10 protein-coding genes and 2 tRNA genes are annotated in these 17,465 nt (G+C 69.0%); 10 read left to right on the forward strand and 2 right to left on the reverse strand.

Annotated features, from left to right (window positions below):
• The first annotated feature begins 167 nt into the window (after nt 1-167).
• The 4 genes from ACFQ11_RS16950 (at nt 168) to ACFQ11_RS16965 (ending at nt 11,826) form a co-directional block, all read left to right on the forward strand.
• A complete protein-coding gene (locus ACFQ11_RS16950) occupies nt 168-6,680 on the forward strand; it encodes a DEAD/DEAH box helicase (protein ID WP_378299542.1) in 6,513 nt (2,170 codons plus the stop codon).
• Complete coding sequence (locus ACFQ11_RS16955) at nt 6,677-8,860, forward strand: UvrD-helicase domain-containing protein (RefSeq protein ID WP_378299544.1); 2,184 nt, start codon at nt 6,677-6,679, stop codon at nt 8,858-8,860. Before ACFQ11_RS16950 ends, ACFQ11_RS16955 begins: the two co-directional genes overlap by 4 nt.
• Nucleotides 8,857-9,750, forward strand: coding sequence for a serine/threonine-protein kinase (locus ACFQ11_RS16960; RefSeq protein ID WP_378299546.1), 894 nt, complete (start codon nt 8,857-8,859; stop codon nt 9,748-9,750). Before ACFQ11_RS16955 ends, ACFQ11_RS16960 begins: the two co-directional genes overlap by 4 nt.
• Before the next feature lie 66 nt (nt 9,751-9,816).
• The gene (locus ACFQ11_RS16965) at nt 9,817-11,826 is read left to right on the forward strand and encodes a competence protein CoiA family protein (RefSeq protein ID WP_378299548.1); all 2,010 of its coding nucleotides are present in this window, start codon (nt 9,817-9,819) and stop codon (nt 11,824-11,826) included.
• A gap of 253 nt (nt 11,827-12,079) precedes the next feature.
• On the opposite strand, the gene ACFQ11_RS16970 is transcribed toward ACFQ11_RS16965, so the two are convergent.
• Nucleotides 12,080-12,262 (reverse strand): hypothetical protein, encoded by a 183-nt coding sequence (locus ACFQ11_RS16970; protein WP_378299550.1) that lies wholly within the window; start codon nt 12,260-12,262, stop codon nt 12,080-12,082.
• Between the two features lie 615 nt (nt 12,263-12,877).
• Here ACFQ11_RS16970 and ACFQ11_RS16975 point away from each other — a divergent pair.
• From ACFQ11_RS16975 to ACFQ11_RS16990, 4 genes are all read left to right on the forward strand, one after another.
• On the forward strand, nt 12,878-13,297 hold the full coding sequence (locus ACFQ11_RS16975) for a plasmid mobilization protein (RefSeq protein WP_378299552.1): 420 nt from the start codon (nt 12,878-12,880) through the stop codon (nt 13,295-13,297).
• Complete coding sequence (locus tag ACFQ11_RS16980; RefSeq protein ID WP_378299555.1) at nt 13,294-14,832, forward strand: relaxase/mobilization nuclease domain-containing protein; 1,539 nt, start codon at nt 13,294-13,296, stop codon at nt 14,830-14,832. The genes ACFQ11_RS16975 and ACFQ11_RS16980 overlap by 4 nt, the downstream gene beginning before the upstream one ends.
• 193 nt (nt 14,833-15,025) lie before the next feature.
• Complete coding sequence (locus ACFQ11_RS16985) at nt 15,026-15,538, forward strand: hypothetical protein (RefSeq protein WP_378299557.1); 513 nt, start codon at nt 15,026-15,028, stop codon at nt 15,536-15,538.
• A gap of 4 nt (nt 15,539-15,542) precedes the next feature.
• Complete coding sequence (locus ACFQ11_RS16990) at nt 15,543-15,749, forward strand: DNA-binding protein (RefSeq protein ID WP_378299559.1); 207 nt, start codon at nt 15,543-15,545, stop codon at nt 15,747-15,749.
• Nucleotides 15,750-15,986: 237 nt separating this feature from the next.
• Here the strand turns inward: ACFQ11_RS16990 and ACFQ11_RS16995 are convergent.
• Nucleotides 15,987-16,060 (reverse strand) — tRNA-Gly (locus ACFQ11_RS16995).
• Nucleotides 16,061-16,199: 139 nt separating this feature from the next.
• On the opposite strand from ACFQ11_RS16995, the gene ACFQ11_RS17000 reads away from it, so the two are divergent.
• Nucleotides 16,200-16,273 (forward strand) — tRNA-Pro (locus tag ACFQ11_RS17000).
• Nucleotides 16,274-16,334: 61 nt separating this feature from the next.
• Complete coding sequence (locus tag ACFQ11_RS17005; protein ID WP_378299561.1) at nt 16,335-17,369, forward strand: NAD(P)-dependent alcohol dehydrogenase; 1,035 nt, start codon at nt 16,335-16,337, stop codon at nt 17,367-17,369.
• The last annotated feature ends 96 nt before the right edge of the window (nt 17,370-17,465 follow it).

The raw sequence follows: 17,465 nt of genomic DNA on the forward strand, positions 1-17,465 counted from the left end.
CGAGACTGGACGGCTGACCGCCCGCGGCGGCATAAAGTCAGAGGGACCCAGTAGAGTCGCGCAATGCTGTAGGTCTTCCCGGTGTACAGGGTTGGGCACCGGGTGCCTACTGGGCAGGCGCCGCTGCTCTTCCCCGTAGGTTCCGATGACTCCGGAGGCGCTGAGACTTGAAGCCGACGCTGGCCGCGGAGGAGTTGCGGGAGAACCTGACGCAATATCTCTCGACGACGTTCGCGTTGAGCGACACGTCGGCTCGGGAGGCGCTGCAACGGTTCCTGAACCATCCTGAGCAGGGCATCTTCCGTGGCCCGTACCTGCGGATCCGGACGCCGTTCCGCAAGGCCGAGTCAGGCTGGCAGGACTGCCTCGAATGGCACCGGCTGGACTTCCCTCCGCACCGGCATCAGGCGAAGGCGTTCGAGCGGCTCAGCACCCTCCACGGCCCGGCGAAGCCGTCGCTGATCACGACGGGGACCGGGTCCGGTAAGACCGAGTCCTTCTTGATCCCTGTTCTGGATCATTGCCGACGGGAGCGGTCGAAGGGGCGAGGCGGTGTCAAGGCCGTCCTGCTGTATCCGATGAACGCGCTCGCCACCGATCAGGCGAACCGGCTCAACGACTACCTCCACAAGACGGGCTTGGAGCAGGTCACCGCCGGACTTTACATCGGGGACACGCCGGAGATCGGGTATCCGCGTGTGATGACGGACCGGGCGGAGATCCGCCGGAACCCGCCCGACGTCCTGATCACGAACTACAAGATGCTGGACCTGCTCCTCCAGCGCGGCGACGACGTCCCGCTTTGGAAGGACGCGAACCTCACCTACGTGGTGGTGGACGAGTTCCACACCTACGACGGCGCGCAGGGCACCGATGTGGCGATGCTGCTGCGCCGGCTGGCGGCCGTCACCGGAAACGCCGAGCCGGGGAGGCCGCTGGGGGACATCTGCCCGGTCGCGACGTCCGCGACGCTGGGGGAGGGCGGCGATGGCGCGGAGATCCGGGCGGCGGCGCGGGAAGTGTTCGGGACTCCGTTCGATGATGACGCGGTGATCGGGGAGGACCGTTGCACCGTCGACGAATTCCTCGACCCTCTCGACTACGATCTTCCGCTGCCGTCCCCGGACGACCTCATCGCGTGCGGCGACCCGATCCACGACCCGGACGCGCTGGCGCGCATCCAGTGCGCGGTCACCGGACACGACGACCTCACGCCACCGCAGCTCGCGAAGGTGCTGAAGCGGCACATTCTCACCCGGGCAGTCCTGGAGTTGCTCAAGGACGGCGACCCGCTGACGCCCGAGCAGATGCTGAAGCTGCTGCCGAAGATGGGCGCGTACGCGTGGGGCGCGTCCATCCGCGACAACCCGTCCACGGCGGCGAAGGCGCTGGCGCGGTTCGTGGCGCTGATCTCCGCGGCCCGCGACCCCGACGCCGACAACCCGGAGACACCGTTCCTCCTGGTGGAGACGCACCTGTGGGTGCGGGCTGTGTCGCGGCTGCTGCGGATGGTGGACGACAGGGCCGCGTTCGCGTGGATCGGCGAACCGCCGGTCCTGGAGGCCGACTCGGGCTTCGACCATTTCGGCAAGACGATGCTCCCGGCGGTGTACTGCCGGCATTGCGGACGGTCCGGCTGGGCGGCGTTCTCCCCGGAGCGCGACCCGGGCGCGATCGTCACCGTCCCGGAGCGGATCTACCGGGCGTCCACCGGGCCCGAGAAGAAGCGGGTCCGTCCGCTGATCGCCGCGACGAAGGCGGAGGTCGAGGCGCGGGTGCGCGGCCTCGCCGTCCTCACCGGGGACGGGGTGAAGACGTTCGACCCGGCGCGGCACGAATACGGCGCGCTCGGCGACGGCGTGTTCGTCCTTACCGACATCGTCCACGATGAGGCGTCCGAGTACGCGGCGCGGCAGGACCGGTGCCCGGCGTGCGCGATGGACCAGGGCATCCGGTACCTCGGTGCCGGGCTGGCGTCGCTGGCGGCGGTGACGGTCACCCAGCTGATGGCGGGGCCGCAGTTGTCCGCCGACCCGCGCAGGCGGAAGACGCTGCTGTTCAACGACTCCGTCCAGGACGCGGCACACCGGGCCGGGTTCGTCGCGAACCGGTCGTACGCCTTCTCGCTGCGGCGGCTGATCCGTGACCGGCTGGAGCCGGGGAAGGGCGCGCCGCTGAACGAGGTGATCGGGGACTTGGCGGCTGCGGCGAGCCAGTCCGGGGTGCTGCCCGCGGTCGTCCCGCCGGACCTGCACGAACGTCCCGAGGTGGACGCGATCCTCGCCGAGACGACCAGCGGCACCCCCGCCGCGTGGGACCTGATCGGGGAGCGGCTGGCGTTCCAGACGATCCTGGAGTTCGGGCTGCGTTCCCGGCAGGGCCGCACCCTCGACCTCACCCGCACCGCCGTTGCCGAGGTCGCGCTGCCCGACCCGGGGCGGATCGCGGCACTGGCACGGGACGTCCACACGCAGCTCACCGGCATGATCGACCTCCAGTCGCCGGACAGGTACGCGACGTTCGTCCGGGGGCTGCTGGAACGGCTCCGCTACCGGGGCGCGATCAAGCACCGGTGGCTGGACGCGTGGATCGCGAACGGCGGCACTAGCCGGTTCGGCGCGATCTGGGGACGCCGCCCCGACGGGATGCCCGCGTTCCCGCGCGGGCTGAGCGCGCCGACGTTCCTGCTCGACCGGCAGAAGCGGCGGTCGGAGTTCGACCGGATCGACGCCGAACAGGGCTGGGCGCAGGACTGGGCCGCCCGCTGCCTCGCCCTCGACCGGCGGCAGGCCGGCGAGTACCTGCGTCGGCTCCTGCCCGTCCTCGCCGAGGAAGGGCTCGTCGCCAAGCGGGTCGTCGACGGGACGACCGGGGTGTACGGACTGCAGGCGGGGCACGTCACCGTCCACGCGCTGAACGACGCCGAAGCCGACGACGCCGGGCTCGGCTGCGACCGGTGCGCGTGGCAGCAGACCCTCCGTCCCGAACTGCTGGACGCCTGGTACGGGCAGCCGTGTCCCCGCTACCGGTGCGGCGGCAGCCTCACCGACCACGGCACCCGAAACTACCGCGACGACTACTACCGCCACCTGTACCTCGGGCACGAGCCGTTCCGGGTGGTGACGGCCGAGCACACCGGCGCTCTCACCCGGCGGCAGCGGGAGGACGTCGAGGCACGGTTCCGCAAGGACGAGCAGCGCTACAACGACCCGAACGTGATGGCGTGCACACCGACGCTGGAACTCGGCATCGACATCGGCGACCTGTCCGCGGTGATCCTGGCGTCGCTGCCGCCCGGCCCCGCCAACTACGTCCAGCGGGTCGGGCGGGCCGGGCGCAAGACCGGCAACGCGTTCCTGGTGACGCTCGTCGGGCGGCACCCCCGCGACCTGTACTTCATCAACGAGCCCGAGGCGATGATCGCGGGGCGGATCGTCCCGCCGGGCAGCTACCTGTCCGCCATCGAGATCCTGCGCCGCCAGTACGCCGCGCACCTGGTCGACCTGTGCGCGCGTGGACGGCTGCCGGGCGTACTGCCGCTGCCGCGCCGCACGTCCGCGCTGTTCGGCGAGACGGGGTGGCTCGCCGCGTTCACCGGCGCCGCGCTGGGCTGTGGCGCCGTCGACGGCTTCCTCGACCTGTTCGGCGAGTCGGTGTCCGCGGACGCCGCCGCCGACCTGCGCGCGTTCGCGACCGCCGGGCTGAAGGACACCGTCCGGGACATCGAGGAGCGGTGGGAGGCGCGCCGCGCCGACCTGAAGGAACGCCTGGAGCGCATTGACGACGCCATCGACACGTTGCTCGACTCGGACCCGTCGCAGCACGCGATCCGCCGGTCGCTGCGCTCCGAGCGGGGAGGGATCGCGCGGCTGATGGGCGAGATGGGGCGGCGCCCCGCGCAGGGCACGCTCGTCGAACTCGGGCTGCTGCCGAACTACTCGCTGCTCGACAACGTCACCACGCTGGAAGCGACGATCACGTGGGAGGAGGAGAGCCCCGACGGGCGGACCTACCACAGCGAGGTCCGCGAGTACGGGCGGTCGGCGCGGCTCGCGCTGACCGAGCTGGCGCCCGGCAACTCCTTCTACATCCGCGGCTACCGGCATGTGGTGAGCGGGCTGGACATCGGCACCGAGTCGCGTCCCTCGTGGGAGGAGTGGCGGGTCTGCCCCGCCTGCGGGCACGTCCGGACGGGGGTCGACGCTGGCAGCGACATCTCGGCGTGCGCGCGGTGCGGCGACCCCGCCATCGGGGCCGTCCAGAACCTGCACAAGGTGGTGCGGCCGACGCGGGTGTTCGCGCACGACCGGCGGGACGAGGCGCGGATCGGCGACGACTCGGACGAGCGGCAGCGTCGCTTCTATGAGGACGCCGTCGCCGTCGACATCGACCGGGCCGACATCGCCCCGGGGTCGTGGCGGCATTCGGGCGCCGTTTTCGGAGTCGACTTCACACGGCATGCGGTCGTGCGTCGCTTCAACCTCGGGGTGCGGCGGACGGATCGGCGTGACGTTCAGCGGTTCGCGGGCGAGGAACGGCAGGTCGCCCATTTCCACGTCTGTCCGGCGTGCGGCGGGACGACGGTCGACGGGCCACCTGGGCAGGACGACGAGAACGGGCGGGACGCGCTGATCGGGACGTCGTCCACGGACCGGAGCCGACGCCACCATCGGACGTGGTGCTCCTATCGGCGGGCGTCGCGGGACGCCGACCATTACAAGATGATCCTCGCGCACGAGCTGCGGACCGAGGCGCTGCGGATCCTGCTGCCGGTCGCGACCCTGTACGTGGAGGAGCGGACGGCGTCGTTCCAAGCGGCGCTGATGGCGGGCGTCGCCGCCCGGTACGGGGGCGACCCCGACCACCTGGAGATCGTGACGGCGACGATGCCGGACCAGGCGACCGGGCGGAGACGGCGGTTCCTCGTCCTGCACGATACGCTGCCCGGCGGAACCGGATACCTGCACCGGCTCGCCGACCCGGCCGAGTTCCGGCGGGTGCTGGAGGCAGCCCGTGCACGCGCCGCCGAATGCCCGTGCCGGGAGGACCCGCTGAAGCGGGCCTGCCATCGGTGCCTGCTGTCGCACGTCCCCGGGACGCTGTTCGACAAGGTCAGCCGGGCTGAGGCCGTCGACATGCTGGACGAGCTGCTGGAGGAATGGCAGACCGCGTCCGTCGCCGACACCAGCGAGATCTCCCTGTGGGAACAGGTTGAGAGCGAGCTTGAGGCGCGGTTCCTGGAGGGGCTGGAGAGCTGGGCGAAGCGGGACGGCGGCAACGCGTCGCTGGAGCGCGGGCCGGTCGTCGGCGGGCGGAAGACCGCTGACCTGCGCATCGAGGTCCCGAACGTGGAGTCGAGCGGGGCGACCGTCCGCCGGTGGCGGGTCACGCTGCAGAACACGATCCGGGGCACCCGGCCGGACGTCGTGTTCCGGCTCATCGACGACGAGCCGCAGCAGGTCACGGTGTATCTGGACGGGTACTACTACCACGCGGCACCTGAGATCAACCGGCTCGCCGACGATGCGGCCAAGCGCGGGCAACTGCGAGCGCACGGGCGGCTGGTGTTCGCGCTCACCTGGGCCGACCTGGACGAGTGGGAGGCGCGGAGGCACGAGGCGTGCGACGGCGTCGAGGCTTACGCGCCGTACCTGAACAACGCCCGTCTGAAGGCCAGGCAGTTGTACGGGCGGAGCGGGGATCCCGACGATCTGCCGCGAACGATGTGGACCAACCCCGTCGACACGCTGCTCGCGTACCTCACCGAACCCGACCGGGACGTGTGGCTGCGGCGCGCCGAGGCCGTGACGTTCGGAGTGCTGTCCTCCGGCCTCCGGACGGGCGGGACGCGAAGCGACCGCGCCGGCGTCGGCGAGCGGGTGAACGCCGCGCTGCGCGGCCGACCCCTGCCCGCGCCGGAGCAGGGGACGGTCGAGGTGTACGCGGCCGACCCGCTCACGGTCATCCTGGACAAGAGCCGCAGTGGTGCCCCCGCGTGGAGCGCGTTCGCCGTCGTCGACGACCGGAAAGAGACCATCGTCGCCGACACCACCGCGCACAAACGGCGGTGGGCGAGCTGGCTGTACTGGGGCAACCTGCTGCAGTTCCTCGACCACGGCGAAGGCGACAGCGGGCAGCTCGCGCTGTCGGAGATCGACCGCTTCGACCCGGCGCTGCTCGCGGCGGTCGGCGGCGAGGGGCGGCAGGCCGTGCTCAGCCTGGTCCCGCTGGACGAGGACTTGCGGGACGAGCCGGAGACGACCCCGGAACACGCCGCTACCGTCCCGGCTCCGGCGCCTTTCCCCGAGGAGCCCGCACCGACGCGCGTCGACGCGGCCGAGCCTGGACCGGCGTCCGAGCCGACGGTGCTGACCGATAGCTGGGTGGACGTGCTCGACATGATCGATCCCGATGAACCTGGTCTGGCCGCGTTCGTCCGCGGCCTCGCCGCCGCTGGGATCCCCTCGCCGCCGGATTCCGGCATCGGCTACGAGCTGGGTGAACAGGCATGGCAGGCGGAGGTGGCCTGGCCCGACCACAAGGTCGCGATCGTTCTGGCCGGAGACGGCGAGGAGGCACGGCGCCGCGACATCGCCTACGCGGAGGCGGGCTGGGACGTCCGGTCCGTGCACGGCTGGACGCGCGAAGAACTGGTCGACCGAATCGAAGGAGCGAAGTGAGCGGGGCGACGCTGCGGCTGCTCGACCGGGCCGAGAAAGAGATCCTGAAGCTCCCGCGCGCGGTGAAGGGCGCGATCTACGACTTCCAGCACAAGTTCCGCAACGATCCCGGCAACAAGGGGCTGCGATTCAAGCAGCTGAAGAACTCGCAGCTGTACTCCGCGCGTGTCAACGACGACTACCGGGCGCTGCTGCTGCACGCGGGCGGCACCGAGTACATCCTCGTGGCCGTCGAGCCGCGCGGCGAGGTGTACGACCACCTCGACCGATACCGGTACCAGATCAACCCGGTCACGGGCGGCATCGAGTTCCTCGACCTCGTCGTGGCGGAGGAGGTCGTCGGCGGCAATGGGCGGCCACAGCCGGAACCGGCACCGTCACCGGAGCCGGCGGAGCCGACGCCGCTGTTCGCCGCCTACTCGCCCGAGCAACTCCTCGGCCTCGGCGTAGCCGAGCCGCTGCTGCCGCTCATCGCGAAGATCACCACCGAGGTTGAACTCCTCGGGCTCGTGTCATACGCGCCGCAGTTGACCGGCGAAGTGCTGCTCGCGCTGCACGACGGCGCGTCCCCCGAGGACGTGCTGGAACAGGTGACCGCGCCCGTAGCGGCCGAGGAGAAGGTCGACACCGAGGACTACACGGCGGCCCTCGCCCGTCCCGCCACGGCCGTCACCACAGCCGACGCCGACCTGCGCGAGGTGCTCGAACAGGGCGACTTCGGCCGCTGGAAGGTGTACCTGCACCCGACGCAGCGCAAACTCGTCGATCGTGACTATAACGGCCCGGCGCGGGTCAGCGGCGGTCCCGGCACCGGCAAGACGATCGTAGCGCTGCACCGCGTCAGGCATCTCGTGGACCGGCTCCCGGCCGGCGGCGGCAAGGCCGTCCTGCTCACCACGTTCAACAAGAACCTGGCCGCCGACCTCGAACAGCGGCTCATCGCCCTCGCCGGGGAAGAGGTCGCCGCCCGCGTCCACATCACGAACGTCGACAAACTCGCCAGCGAGATCGTCGCGGAGTCCGAGCGGGGCCGGACGCGCCGCCGCCTCGATGACGAGAAGGCCCGCAAAGAGTGGGACGACCTGCTCGCGGAGGAGAACGAGACCCGCTGGGACGCCGGCTTCCTGCACGAGGAATGGTCGCAGGTGATCCTCGGGCAGGGGCTGCGGACGCAGGCCGAGTACTTCCGGGCCCGCCGCGCCGGGCGGGGCCGACCGCTCAACCGCGCCGACCGCAAGCGGATCTGGAACCTCACCGAGCGGTACGTGATGCGGCTGGAGAACAAAAACCTGTCGACGCTCCGGCAGGTCACCGAGCGGGCAGCACAGATCGAGGCAGCCCGTGCACGGGACCGGGAGGCATACCGGGAGCGGCAGGCCGACTCGCCGAAGCTACAGGACGAGTCCGGAATGCGGCTGAGTCCCCGCTACCAGCACGTCATTGTGGATGAGGCGCAGGACCTGTCCGCCGCGCACTGGCGGATGCTGCGTGCCATGGTCGACCCAGGGCGCAACGACATGTTCATCACCGGCGACACGCACCAGCGCATCTACGGCAACCACGTGTCACTCGGGAACCTCGGCATCGCGATCCGCGGCCGGTCGTCCCGGCTGACGCTCAGCTATCGCACCACACACGAGATCCTCGGCACAGCCGTCCGGGTGCTCGGCGGGGAGCAGTGGGACGACCTGGACGACGGCCGCGACGACCTCGCCGGCTACCGGTCGGTGCTGCGTGGCGCCGTCCCGGAACTGCGTGGCTTCCCCACCTGGGACGCCGAACTGGACGGCATCGTAGAGCAGGTCAAAGCGTGGAACGGTGACTCGATCGCGGTGTGCGTCCCCGAACGGCGCATGGTCGCCGACGTCGAGACCCGCCTCGCCAAGGAGGGCATCGTCGCCTGCGCCATCACTGCCGACGGCCCCCGGTACGTCGAGGCGCCCGTTCATGTCGGCACCATGCACCGGTTCAAGGGCCTCGAATACCAGAACATGATCATCGCGGGGGTCGCCGAGGGCCTCGTCCCCGCTGCCTGGATCACTCGGTCCACCGAGGAGGACCCCCTGCGCTACCGCCGGGACCTCCGGACCGCGCGCTCCCTGCTGTTCGTCGCCGTCACCCGTGCGCGCGACAACGCCGTCATCACCTGGCACGGTACGAAGAGCGGGTTCCTGCCGTGAATTCCGGACGGGACATCGCCGGCCGGTACCGGGTCACCTCGCCCATCGGACGCGGTGGCATGGGGGAGGTCTGGAACGGCACCGACCTGCGGCTCAACCGCTCCGTCGCGATCAAACTGGTCGGTGTGCCGGACGACCGGGACGTCCGCCGTCGCTTCCACCGCGAGGCACGGATCACCGCCCGGCTGAGCCACCCGGGCGTCCCGACCGTCTACGACTTCGGCCAAGACGACGAGCTGTTCCTCGTCATGGAGTCGCTGCCAGGCGACTCGGTCGGCAAACTCCTCGACGAGCACGGCGCGCTCCCGCCGCCCTGGGCGGCGTTCATCGGCGCGCAGGCGTGCGCGGTGCTGGCCGCTGCCCACGCCGCCGGTCTGATCCACCGGGACGTCAAACCGGAAAACCTGATGCTCGCTCCGGACGGGGCCATCAAGGTGATCGACTTCGGGGTGGCCACGTCTACCGGCGACGAGTTCTCCCGCATCACGCAGACCGGCCAGATACCGGGCACGGCCCGCTACATGGCCCCCGAACTCCTGCGCGGCGCCGATGCGAGCCGCCTGAGCGACCTGTATGCGGTCGGCTGCCTGCTGTACGAACTGCTAGCCGGTGTGCGCCCGTTCGAGTCGCGGCACGTCCTGGACGAGATCACCCGCAGCCAGTCCGAACCACCGCCGCCACTGCACGGCGTCCCCTCCGACCTGGCCGCCCTAGTAGTGGACGAACTGCTGGCCAAGGCCCCGGAGGCACGTTCCCCGGACGCCCTCACCGTCTATGCCCGCCTGCGCCCCTGGATCCCAGGAGTGACGCCGATCCCCGGCTGGACGTCCCCCAATCTGCCGACCGACCCGACCCACCTCTACACCACCGCCCTCGCCCATCTCGGCTGAGGCCACCACTCCGTACCCGACCCGCTGGCCGGTGTTTCGTTTTACGCAAGACTCCCTGGAAGTGGAATGCTCGACCCTCGCAAAGTTCAGACGGCAGTGCTCGATGGCCCGATGTCCCTGCACCCGATCGCAATGCCGTTCGACCGCCCCAGCGCAAAGCTTATGCGCGGCCGTTACGAGCATCGTGGTTTCTACTGCGGCAAATGGCTCGGCGGATGCGGCAAGAAGCTGCAGACGAAAATCGGCGAGATACGAATCCCGCACTTCTCCCATATAGCAGAAGGCCGCACTGTCATCTCCTGTCGACGGCCCAGCAATGATGAGAAGAGCGCGGACCACCTCTACATACGCCGGGACCTCGCCGCATGGGCCAGGGATCAGGGGCGGCAGGTGGGCGACATGCGCCTCAACGGGGAGGTCCCCGGAGAAGGCGGGCTCTGCAGCGGCGTCACCGTCCCCCTTCAGGACGGCGGAGTCCTGGAAGTATCGATCCGGGACGGCTTTGGGAAGCACGCGAAGAGGCTCTGGGACCGGCGCAATCGAGAACTGGCCGGTGGCCGGCGTCAGCAGATCGATTGGCTGTTCGCCGAGGGCTTGGACCTAGAGCATGTCTACGCCGAGCAGGGCTACGCGTTCATGATCAAATGCGACTACGTCGGGATGGAGCGTTCCGTCAAGATCGGAACCAAGACCCGTGGCCGCGTGACCGAATGGGCCGACCTGTCGGAATGCAGGCTGACGGACGAGGGGTTGTGGACGCCGTTCCTCGCCGATGCGAAGGCGCGCCACCCGCGCCGCCGGAAGACACCATCACAACCGCCCGCGCCCCCCAAGGCCAAGAAGGCGAAAGCCGCCAAGCCGCGGCCTTCGGCTGCCAGCCGGTCAACCGATCTCCCGGGGTTCCCGGTCATCCCTGACCAACTCAGGGTAGTTCCCCGTGCGCAGATGAGCACACCTGTGCATGATGCCGCGTGGGGGCGCAACGCGCATGTGCTGCCCGTCCGGATCGGAGACGGTGCGCGGAATCTCGCTGGGACCGGAGCGAAATTGCTTCTTCCTAACCCGGCCACCGACCTCCAGCCGGAGGAACTGCACCGGCTCGAACCGCCTTGCACAGTGATGACGTCCGCCGAGGATTGGGTCATCTATGCGGCGGGAATTGAGCCCCTCAACCTCGCTCCCAGTACCTCCGAACCGCCAAAGAAGTCCCCGGAGACCGAGGCCGGGCAGGATGAGGCCCCGATCGAATCGGAAAAGCAACGTGAGACTCGGAAGGTGGTTGAAAGCCTTCTTTGGAGGATGCGCAACGTCGGTGTTGCCGAGACGGCAAAGATCTCGGAGATGATCGAGGCGGCGATGCCGTTGCTCTCCGAGGCCGACCGGCGGTGGGCTGAGAATCAAATTCGCCGACTTCGTGAACAGAACAAGCGCATGCGTAACTTTCGCGAAAAGAGGCAACGGCCGGCTGTCGATCAGGGGCAGGCCGAAATGGAGATGTCGCACTGGCTGGACATGGCGCTCGCAGAGCTGGAACTTGGGAACCGGCACGAAGCACGCCGGTGCCACGCCATAGCCTGCGAGATGTTCGGGAGGCTACCCCCCAAGCAGGTCACGTCCGCGCGTAGACGACTGGACGGGGTTCGGCAGCTCATTGAAAAGCCGGATCCCATCCGCGCCGGACGGGGCGCGCCAGGGCAACGACCTGCGCGCGGGACTGCACGCCGTCCGGCTGATGATGGCATCGAAAAGGTGGTGCCGGGTATCCGGCAACTGTTGGAGACAGCGGCACGTAATCAGGCATTCATAACTTGGCATCAGCTTCAAAACGCTCTAACGCGAAAGCTGCCGACAGATCCGATTTCTCGCCGCCTAATCCTGATCAAGGTTGACTCGGAGACCGACCGTAGCGAGCCATTGCTCTCCGCGCTGGTCGTCACGGGCGACTCAGAGATGGATCCGCTCTACCCGGAGGTCGCCCGGGCCCTCGGCCGGGGGTTCGACTCGAATGAGGACGCCGAGTACCTGGAATGGTCGATGCACGTTCTCAGGGTGCACCGCACATGGCGGTACCGCTGAGCGCGGCACGGAGTCCGATGGTGGCCTTCTGAATCTGCCTTGGGGTGGTGCGCTAAAGCGCTGAAGCATGACAGGCTGGCTGGCGAAGGATGACCGATCTCGAAGGTGGTCGCACATGGCGAGAAGGTCCTGCGACGGCTGGGTGTCTTCGCTTGATGGGCAGGTTGTCTGCTTCACGGGCAGGGCCATCCTGATGAATGGAGAGTGGAAGTATCGTCGAGAGTGCGTTGAGCAGGCTGAGAGGCTTGGCGCATTAAGCAAAACCGACTTCTCTCGCCAGATCACTCTCGTCGTGTTCGGTGATCTCACGCCCCAGGCTGTCATCGATCTCCGGCGCCACTACAGCGAAAAGCTTGTAAGAGCCGTGGAAGAACGTGAGCGGGGTCATCACGTATGTGTCGTCGATGCCGATGGCTTCAGCGACCTGTTGCGACACCGTCCAGCGCGTTGCCTGGAGCTACGTGTAACCCAAGTTTGAAACGCCGCCTCACCAAGTTGAGTCGGCGATGACCTCTGAGGCGGTGGTGACGCCGGGCCCGCCGTTCAGGTGGGTGAGGCGCAACAGGAGGACGGCGGGCAGGCGGTGCCATCCACGTCGGACCACCTCCGGGAGGGGCCTGGCAAGCCGAGCGGATTGAATGGCTTCACCGTCTGACAGTTGCGGCTTGGTCGAAGCTGGGAAGATCATCAGTGGAACCAGCATGGCCGCGCCCCTCCTCGCAACCTTCGAAAGTTGAAGGCTCTCCGTCTCATCAGATTGACTGGACGAATCTGACATTGAACGAGGTGCCGGCGATTCTTGTTCTTGCTTCCCGAACCGGACCCCGAAGGACCGGTTCGTGATCGAATGGTCTGAGAGTGTCTGGCATCGAGTAACAATATTAACCTGTCATTGACATGAGTTCACTTTCGTGAACCGATGTCGAATCAGCTCGATGCGGGATGCAAGATAGCTGGTAGAGCGCTACCTGTTGTGGATAACTTCCGCTCGGAAGATCACACTGGCCAGACAGGGACCGGGCGCGGTCCTTAAAAGCCGAGAGCGGGGTATATGGCGACAAGCAAGCGGGGCAGCGATGAGTCCGAGCCGCTGCGGCGTCGAGCGAAGCTCGACGGGGGGCGGCGTCGAGAGCGCGAGCTCAGAATCCGCGTTTGTGACCAGGAGTACGAAGAGATCCGTGAGGCGGCAACGCGAGCCGGGCTCGCTTGTAGCGCCTTCGTCGTAAGGACGGTGCGCACCTCGATCCGAGAGCAGCAGCCCTTGGACGGAGCGCTCGTTGCTCTACATGCCGAACTCCGGAACACCAGCCGTCAGGTCAACGCGGTCGGGGTCAACCTCAACCAACTCGTGCGCCACGCCAACACCTACAACGAGGTCCCGGAATCGGTGCCGTGGTTGGCGGCGTACTGCTTCCAGGTCGTGCGGCGGGCGGAAGCCGTCATCGTCGACCTCGGTCGACGCCTGCCGTGATCGCGAAGGTCACTCGCGGCGCCGATGTCGGCAACCTGCTCCGCTACCTGTACGGGCCGGGCAAGCGGAACGAGCACGCCGACCCCCACATCGTTGCCGGGTACCGGCATCCGGCCGCCCTGGAACCGCAAAGAAGTACTGGTGGGAGGCCCGATCTCCGGCCGCTGGCCGAGGCGCTGCGCTCGCCGCTGGAGACGATGAGGCGAAGCCGACCGACCGAGCCGGTCTGGCAATGCTCGCTCCGAACTGCCCCCACGGATCGTCCCTTGACGGACGAGGAGTGGGCCAATGTCGCAGAGGAACTGATGCATCAGACCGGCATCGCGCCACGGGACGATCAAGAGGCTTGCCGATGGATCGCCGTTCGTCACGCAGACGATCACATCCATGTCGTGGCGACGCTCGCACGAGAGGACGGCCGTAGACCGAACATCACCCGCGACTACCTCAAAGCACGAACGGCGTGCCAAGTCGTCGAGCGACGGTACGAGCTCAGACGGACTGCGCCTGCGGATCGGACGGCGGCGCCGAGGCCGACGAGGCCGGAGATTGAGCGTGCACGGCGGGCTGGTGTGAGCGAGCCGACGCGTTGCGCGTTGCGGCGTTGGGTGGCGGCCGTTGCGGCTTCAGCGGGTGGCGAGGAGGCGTTCTTTGCCGGGCTGCGTGAGCGTGGACTTCTGGTGAAGTTGCGCTTCAGCGTCCGGACGCCGGGGGAGATCACCGGGTTCGCGGTCGCGGATCCGAGCTACACGAACGCCGCGTCGGCTCCGATCTACTTCTCCGGGGGCAAGCTCGCTGCCGACCTCACGTTGCCGAAGCTGCGGCATCGGTGGGGCGGCGCGAGCGTGGACGTGCCGTCTGCTCGCAGGGCGGCGCGGATGCGGCGGTCCGGCGTCGGTTTCGACGAACGGAACCAGGCTTACCGGGAGGCTGCCCGAGCGGCGGCGACGGCTGCCCGGCACATGCGCCAGACCAATGACCCGCGTGTGCGTGCCGACATCGCTGCGGCGGCGTCCGACGTTCTGCACGTAGCGGCGGACATCACGGGGAACCGTGAGCTTGCCGAAATCGCGGACGTCTACGGGCGTGCGGCGCGAGAGCCGTTCGGGCGTCCGACGGTGGCCACCCGGCCCGGCAACGGCCTGAGGGTTGCTGCACGGCTCGTCGCCGCCGTCAACATCGGTACAGGCGATCAGCGCGACCGGCGGCGAGACCTCACGGTGGAGCTGTTGTTCCTGGTCGCCAATCTGCTCGACGTCGTGGATGAGCTTGCTGCTCACCGCGAAGCGCAGGGACGAGTGGCCCAGGCCGAGGCGGCGAGACGGGCGGGCGATCGGCTTCGGGTTGTGGGGCGGGGTGCCTCGGCGGCGCAGGTGCGTCCGACGCCGCCCAACGTCGCCGAGGTGCAGGCTGCCGGACGCCTTGCAGCCGAGTCCTTCCCGGTGCCGCTGGCTGACGGGCTGCGGCATATCGCGGCGAGGCCGTCGCGCCCCATCCCTCAGCAGTCCCAGACGCGTCGTGGTCCCAAGCTGTGACCACGCGTAGGTAGACGCGCCGCTACGTGCGGGGTGATGGAGTAAAGATCACTGTGCAGGCACAATGACAGAGCGTAAGGAAGGTTAATGAGCGTCAAGCGACTGCGCTTGGCGCTCCGGAAGAGAGGACGAGCGATGACTGCACCTAACCCTGCCGGAGACGCAGGAAGACGAAGCCGCAAGGAGCGTGCACATGACCCATGACGGCAACCGCCGGGAATCTCTCGTCCCGGACGACGCCGCGACCGAGCAGGCCGCCGACGACCTGTGCGAGGCCGCCAGGACCCTCAACCATGTCACCGCAGAGCCGGGAGGCCTGGCCGGGCCGGCGACCGTCTACGGGGTGCTGGGGGCCATCGCCACCGTCGCCTCTAGATTCGACCAGACCCTTCAGCAGCTCGACCGGTTCCTCTCGCGCGAACATCGAGAGCACCGGCTCGCTCACGATCACGGAGCCCTGGGGGAGGTGATGGACGCCTACGGTCGTGCGACTCTCCACGCCCGTCATCTGGCCTCTGGGCTCAGTGAAGCAGCCCGGCAAGCCCAGGAATCGATCAACTACGTGCACGGGATCACGCCGTCGGAGGACGCCGGGCCGCCCGTATCGCGTGAGGTGGTTCCGGAGCCGGACGCCGAACCGGGTGTGACGCGTCGGTGTCGGGGCGCGCGTCTGAAGCGGTTCCACGGGCGTGGGAAGGGGGCCTGAGCACATGGAACCGATGAGCCGCGAAGAGCTTCTCGCCCTGCCGACCACGACCAACGTCGAGACGGCGGCACGGGCGCTGGGGCTGGGGCGTACGCGCGCCTACGAGCTGGCGCGTCTGGGGGAGTTCCCCTGCAAGGTGATCCGCATCGGGGTCAGCTACCGCGTGGTGACGGCTGATCTGCGGCGCCTGCTCGGTATCGAGCTGGGCTGACGAGCCGTCCGATGACCGAAGGTCCGGTTCCCACGGGGAGCCGGACCTTCGGTGTGGAGGGTGTGTGCTCCCTGGCCGTGTCGATCTTTGCCGGGAGGCGGTCGGGCGTGATCACGGAGAGTTGGAGATGAACCAGGATGCCGCTCTGGCGTGCTCGATCCCAGTGACAAATGGGTGACAAATGATCTTGGAAGGGTCGATCGCGAGCCCTAAAAGGGCCTCTGACCTGGGGAAACGTGGAGCGGGCGACGGGAATCGAACCCGCGTAGCCAGTTTGGAAGACTGGGGCTCTACCATTGAGCTACGCCCGCGCGGCGCCGGGAGGGCCTGGGCGGTCCTCGTGCGCCATCCGTAGCGTACAGGGTTTCGGGTGCGGTCGTGGTCGCCGGGCGGCGGGCGGGGGCGATCGGCACTAGACTTCGGGCAGCACCGCGCTCGCGCGTGTGTGTGCGGGCTGTAGCGCAGCTTGGTAGCGCACTGGCTTTGGGTGCCAGGGGTCGTGGGTTCGAATCCCGCCAGCCCGACCGTCGGTAGTCCCGTGACCGCGTGGGCATATCCCCCGGACGTACGTCCGGAGGGGGAGTCATGAGGGCGGTTCAGTATCGCGAGGTGGGCGGTTCGCCCGAGGTCGTGAGCGTGCCGGATCCGGAGCCGGGGCCCGGGCAGGTGCTGTTGAAGGTGTCGGCGGCCGGGGTGTGCCATTCGGACATCGCGGTGATGAGCTGGACGGCCGAGCAGCTGACGTTCCCGTTGCCGTTGACGCTCGGGCATGAGGCGGCCGGGACGGTCGAGGCGGTCGGCGACGGGGTGCGCGGGGTGTCGATCGGGGAGCCGGTCGCGGTGTACGGCCCGTGGGGGTGCGGCGTGTGCGTCATGTGCGCGCAGGGCAAGGAGAACTACTGCGTTCGGGCGGACGAACTGGGCATCCTGCCGCCGGGGTTGGGGGCGCCCGGGGCGATCGCGGAGTACCTCCTGGTCGACGACGCGAGGCATCTCGTGCCGTTGGGCGGGCTGGATCCGGTGGCGAACGTGCCGTTGACGGACGCGGGGCTGACGCCGTACCACGCGATCAAGGGGGCGCTCGGGAGGCTGGTGCCGGGCAGTGCGGCGGTCGTGATCGGGGCGGGCGGGCTCGGGCACGTCGCGATCCAGCTGCTGCGGGCGTTGACGCCGGCGACGGTGATCGCGCTGGACGTGTCGGAGGAGAAGCTCGAGCTGGCGCGGGCGGTGGGGGCGCACGAGGTGGTGCTGTCGGACGAGCGCGCGGCGGAGCGGGTCCGGGGGCTGACGGGCGGGGCGCAGGCCGTGTTCGACTTCGTGGGGGTGCAGGCGACGGCGGCGACCGCCACGGCGGTGGCGGCCGCCGAGGCGGAGGTCGTGATCGTGGGGATCGGCGGGGGCGTCGCTCAGGTGGGGTTCGGCGCGATCGCCTTCGACGCCTCGGTGCGGGCCCCCTACTGGGGGTCGCGGAGCGAGCTGATCGAGGTCCTGGAGCTGGCCAGGGCGGGGGTGATCGACGTCCATGTGGAGACGTACTCGCTGGACGAGGCGCCGAAGGCGTACGAGCGGCTGCACGCCGGGAAGGTGAACGGGCGGGCGGTCATCCTCCCGAACGGCTGAGCAGGGCGCGGGCGTCGGCGGCCGCGAGCTCCAGCGCGCGGGGCAGGCGGTCCGCGCGGCCGCCGCCCGCGTGCGCGATGCGGCGCTTGCCGCCGG

Source organism: Actinomadura sediminis, assembly GCF_042675525.1.
Lineage (GTDB): Bacteria > Actinomycetota > Actinomycetes > Streptosporangiales > Streptosporangiaceae > Spirillospora > Spirillospora sediminis.